This is a genomic window from Microbacterium sp. H6, assembly GCF_003314775.1.
Taxonomy (GTDB): domain Bacteria; phylum Actinomycetota; class Actinomycetes; order Actinomycetales; family Microbacteriaceae; genus Microbacterium; species Microbacterium oxydans.
In genome coordinates this window covers 1-4,332 of sequence record NZ_QOAY01000101.1, presented here as the reverse complement: position 1 = coordinate 4,332, position 4,332 = coordinate 1, and the positions used below count along the sequence as shown (strand labels likewise).

Sequence of the window (4,332 nt, the reverse complement as noted above, 5' to 3'; positions counted from 1 at the left end):
GAGCGTGGACGGTCGCCGGCGGTTCGCAGGCGGCGGCGACCGTCGCCGACGGCCAGGGCAAGCTGAGTCTGGTCGCGGGGGACACCCGCCACGCCACGCTCAACTCGACCTCGATCGGCGACGCGATCCTCGAGACGCAGTTCCGCGTCGACCAGGCTCCTGCCGCGGGCGGCGCCTACGTCGGCGTGATCGCGAGGCAGACCGCTGCCGGGAAGTACTTCGCCCGTGCGTGGCTCCGTCCTGACGGAACCGTCTGGCTCGTGGTCCACCGCGAGGGAACGGTGCTGCTGACGCAGGCGGTACCCGGACTCGTGTGGGCGGCGAACACGTCGTACAGCCTCAAGGTCTCCGTCACCGGATCGGCCTCCACCGCCATCTCGGCGAAGATCTGGGCGACCGGCACGACAGAGCCCGCGAACTGGCAGATCAACGCGACGGACACGACTCCGCTCGCTGCGGGTTCCGTCGGTCTCAGCGGCAACCGGTCGGGCAGCTCCACGGCGCCCCTGAACGTCTCGTTCGATTCGTTCCGCGTCACCGCGCCCCACTAAGATCCTGACGCATGGCCACTGCTGTTCCGATCGCGCTCCTCGCCGTCGGAGGAATCGCAGCAGTGGCCATCGTCGTGTTCGTGCTCAGGCTGCTGCCGCGCACGGCGTTCGTGGGCTGGGCCTGCGTCCTCTTCTTCGTGCCGCTCTGGGTCGGCGTCAACACCGGCTTCTACTGGGCCGCGATCACGCTGCTGACCGCCCTGATGATCATCGTCAACTGGTCGGTCGTCCCGCTGCGCGCCGCAGATGCCTGGGTCGTGGCATTCGTCATCGTGATCGTCGGGCTGTACGGCTTCGGAACGGTCGATCTCCCGTCGCTCGTCGCCGCTCTGCTCGAATGGGTCATCCCCTATCTCTGGGGACGCGTGGTGCTCGCCCGGGTCGCGCCGGAATGGGTCACGTCGACGATCGCGGTCGTCGCCATCGTGGCAGCCGTCCTCGGCATCATCGAGTTCTTCACCTCCCTCAATCCCTTCGTCCTGATCCCCGGATCCGGCGTGGTCTACGACACCTGGAGTCCTCTCCAGGAACGCGGCGGGGTGCTGAGGGTCGAGGGCGCGTTCGGCCACTCGATCGCCCTGGGAGCGGCGCTGGCGATGTCGTCGGCGTTCATCGTGGCGACGAAGTGGCGGCTGATCCCGAAGATCGGCGGCGTGGTGATCGTCGCGGTGGCGACGGTGCTGACGTTCAGCCGCGCCGGACAGCTCACCCTCGTGCTCACGCTGGTGCTGTCCACGTTCCTCATCGTCGGGGTGTCCACGCGGTTCCGGGTCGCCGTCGTCACGGCCGGTGTCATCGGCACCGCCATCGCCATCCCGATCATCGACTCCGTCTTCGGGGCGGCGGGTGACGAGGCGGGCGGCAGCGCGGACTACCGGACCGATCTCCTGGTGCTCCTCCAGCAGGTGCAGCTCTTCGGCAACCCGGGGGACTGGCACTCGCTCGTCTCGGGGGACTACTACCTCGGCTACTTCGCGCGCTCCGTCGACAACGCGCTCGTCCTCACTCTGCTCCGGTACGGGTACGTCCCCACACTGCTGATCATGGCCGCCCTGGTCTGCGCGGCGATCATGACCGTACGACGCTCGACCAGGAGCCCGGCGTCGATCGCCGTCGTCGGACAGCTGCCGAGCCTCGTGGTGGTGGCGTTGATCACGCAGTACAGCATGTTCCTCTGGTTCTGCGTGGGCCTGGCGATCACGTGGGCGCGCGACGCGGACGTGATCGGCAGAGGGGGGCAGCAGTCAGAGGAAGCACTCCAAGACGGGCTCGGACCCGTGCACCGGCAGCGCCTCGTCGGGAAGCCCCCTGCACAATCATGAGGTCGCAGGAACGAACACCTCTAGAATCGAAGTCTCAGGGGGAATGGGGAGTCATGGGCGAGAGCCGGGTGAGTCTGCGCGTGATCGCCAGCTCGTTGCGCAAGTTCTGGTGGGCGATCGTGCTCTGCGCGGTCGTCGGGGCTGCAGGGTCCTTCGGGTACGCCTCGTTGCAGACCCCCCTGTTCCAGGCGACGACCTCGTTGTACTTCGCCCTGAATCAGGGAACCAGCGCCTCTGACCTCAACCAGGGCTCTGTGTACACGCAGAGCCAGATGCTGTCGTTCGCCCAGTTGGCGACCAGCTCGCGGGTGCTCGACCCCGTCATCGAGGAGCTGGGGCTCGACACGACTCCGCGAGCCCTCGCAAGGGACATCGAGGTCACGATCCCCCAGAGCACGGTCACGTTGCGGATCACGGGGATCACGGATGATCCGAAGGCAGCGGCCGAGCTGGCCGATGCCGTGGCGGACCAGCTCATCATCGTGGTCAAGGACGTGGCGCCCAAGGACCCGCAGGGCGAATCGACGATCACGGCGCAGGTCATCGACGACGCGGTCGTGCCTGAGTTCCAGTTCACGCCGAGCAAGCCGCGCGATGCCCTTCTCGGAGGCTTCCTCGGGGGCGTCCTGGGCCTCGCCATCGCGGTGCTCATCGGAGTGCTCGACACCCGTATGCGCAACGAGGAGACGCTGACGGAGGCGGGTGGCGACCCTGTTCTGGGCGTCGTCTCGAAGTCGCCTCTCCTGGCCATGCGGGGCATCGCCGTCGCGCAGGAGCCGCTCGGCCACACCTCGGAGGAGTTCCGCCGTATCCGTTCGGCTCTGGCCTACGCGAACGTCTCCTCGCGGGTGAAGGTGCTGCTGGTGACGTCGGGCATGCCGGCGGAGGGCAAGTCGACCATCTCGGTCAACCTGGCCATGACCCTCGCCGGTCTGCGCAACTCGGTGCTGCTGATCGACGCCGACATGCGGCGGCCGCGGGCGCACGAGCACGCGGGCATCGACGGCTCGATCGGTCTGACCAGCGTGCTGCTGGACGAAGTCGAGTTCGAGGTCGCCAAGCACAGTGTCGCCGACAGCACGCTCGATATCCTGCCCGCAGGTACCATCCCGCCGAATCCGGCGGAGCTCCTGACGTCGGCGCGCATGAACCAGCTCCTCGACTTCGCCGCAGCGGAGTACGACTACGTGGTCATCGATTCCCCGCCGATCCTCAGCGTGGCCGACGCCAACCTCTTCGCCACCCAGACCGACGGCGTGATCCTCGTGGTCGACGCGACGAAGACGCGCCGCGCCGCTCTCGCCAAGAGCATCAAGTCGCTCGAGTCGGGCGGTGCCCGCATCCTCGGCACGGTTCTGAACCGCGCCCGGCCGGATCGTCACCGCAGCGAGTACTACAGCGACTGAGGCGACATCCGAGGCCCCTCGGGTCGCGGAAGCGACGAAGTATATCGGTGCCTCGCCGTTTCCGTTTGTCTTCGCCGGGATGACCGGGGTATTCTTCATGAGTTGCGAGGGGGACTCGCACTTTGCTGCCCGGGGTTGAAACTGCGGCGGAGCTGCGGGGTGATCATGAATCTGCCCCAGAAGACGGTGACACCGTGCCCACTCCGCTCCTCGACCGCACCTCACGCGAGACTTCGAGTCCGCCCCGGCGACGCACCCGCACGATGCTCGCAGGAGTGCTGACCGCTGCCGTCGCGCTCACGACGGCGCTGACAGCCGTTCCTGCGTCGGCACTGGCCGACGACGCTCCGCTCCTCGCACAGTCCGCCGATGCCACGGACGCTCCCGTCATCGCCGACGACATGGATCGCACGGTCGACTCGGGGTGGGGGTCCTCGCCCGACGGCCCATGGCGTGTCGTGGAAGCGACGGCGAGCGTGACCGGCGAGCAGGCGCTGCTCGCGAGTCGCAAGCCGGGTATCACCGCCAGGGCCACCATCGACGGTGCGGTCACCGCTGATGTGGACAGCCGGTTCTCGCTGACCGTTCCCGAGCTGCCCGTGGGAGGGCCGCTCTACCTCTCCCAGGCGGTCCGGGTGTCCGGCGCCGACTCGTACGGGGTGCGCGTGCGCGTCCATCCCGACGGCTCGGCCTACGTATCGGTCGTGCGGCTCACCGACCTCATGCGCGTGCAGCATCTGGCCGAGCGTCGGCTTCCCCTCACCGTGACGGGCGGTGACACGCTGACGGTGGCGTTCAGCGTCGCCGGCACGAGTCCGGTGGCGCTGGCGGCCAAGGCCTGGGAGTCGAACGCCGCGGAGCCGGCGGATTGGCAGGTGACGTACTCCGACGACTCGAACGCGCGGATTCAGTCCGCAGGAGGATACGGCTTCGCGCTCTACACGTCCTCCGGGGCCAGGGCTGCTGTTCCGGTGGGAATCGACGACTTCGCGGTGACCGCGCCCGCGCCGTCCCCGGAGCCCTCACCCGCTCCCGAGCCCACTCCGGCTCCTG

Annotated in this window: 2 protein-coding genes and 2 pseudogenes; all 4 read left to right on the top strand. The window is 68.2% G+C overall.

Features of this window, described 5'->3' with window-relative positions; all coding sequences use genetic code 11:
• Window positions 1–551, top strand: a pseudogene (locus tag DSP71_RS06860) (hypothetical protein); the annotation flags it as partial.
• A gap of 11 nt (window positions 552–562) precedes the next feature.
• Window positions 563–1,873 carry a hypothetical protein gene (locus DSP71_RS06855; protein ID WP_113680706.1) on the top strand — a complete coding sequence of 437 codons (1,311 nt, stop codon included), beginning with the start codon at window positions 563–565 and terminating at the stop codon, window positions 1,871–1,873.
• Between the two features lie 53 nt (window positions 1,874–1,926).
• Complete coding sequence (locus DSP71_RS06850; RefSeq protein WP_052748602.1) at window positions 1,927–3,279, top strand: polysaccharide biosynthesis tyrosine autokinase; 1,353 nt, start codon at window positions 1,927–1,929, stop codon at window positions 3,277–3,279.
• A gap of 194 nt (window positions 3,280–3,473) precedes the next feature.
• Window positions 3,474–4,332 (top strand): annotated as a pseudogene (locus DSP71_RS21655) (hypothetical protein); the annotation flags it as partial.

Bases quoted from the DNA above. Each gene is read 5' to 3' on its own strand.
- DSP71_RS06850 (WP_052748602.1), top strand. From the start codon at position 1,927: ATGGGCGAGAGCCGGGTGAGTCTGCGCGTGATCGCCAGCTCGTTGCGC.
- DSP71_RS06855 (WP_113680706.1), top strand. From the start codon at position 563: ATGGCCACTGCTGTTCCGATCGCGCTCCTCGCCGTCGGAGGAATCGCA.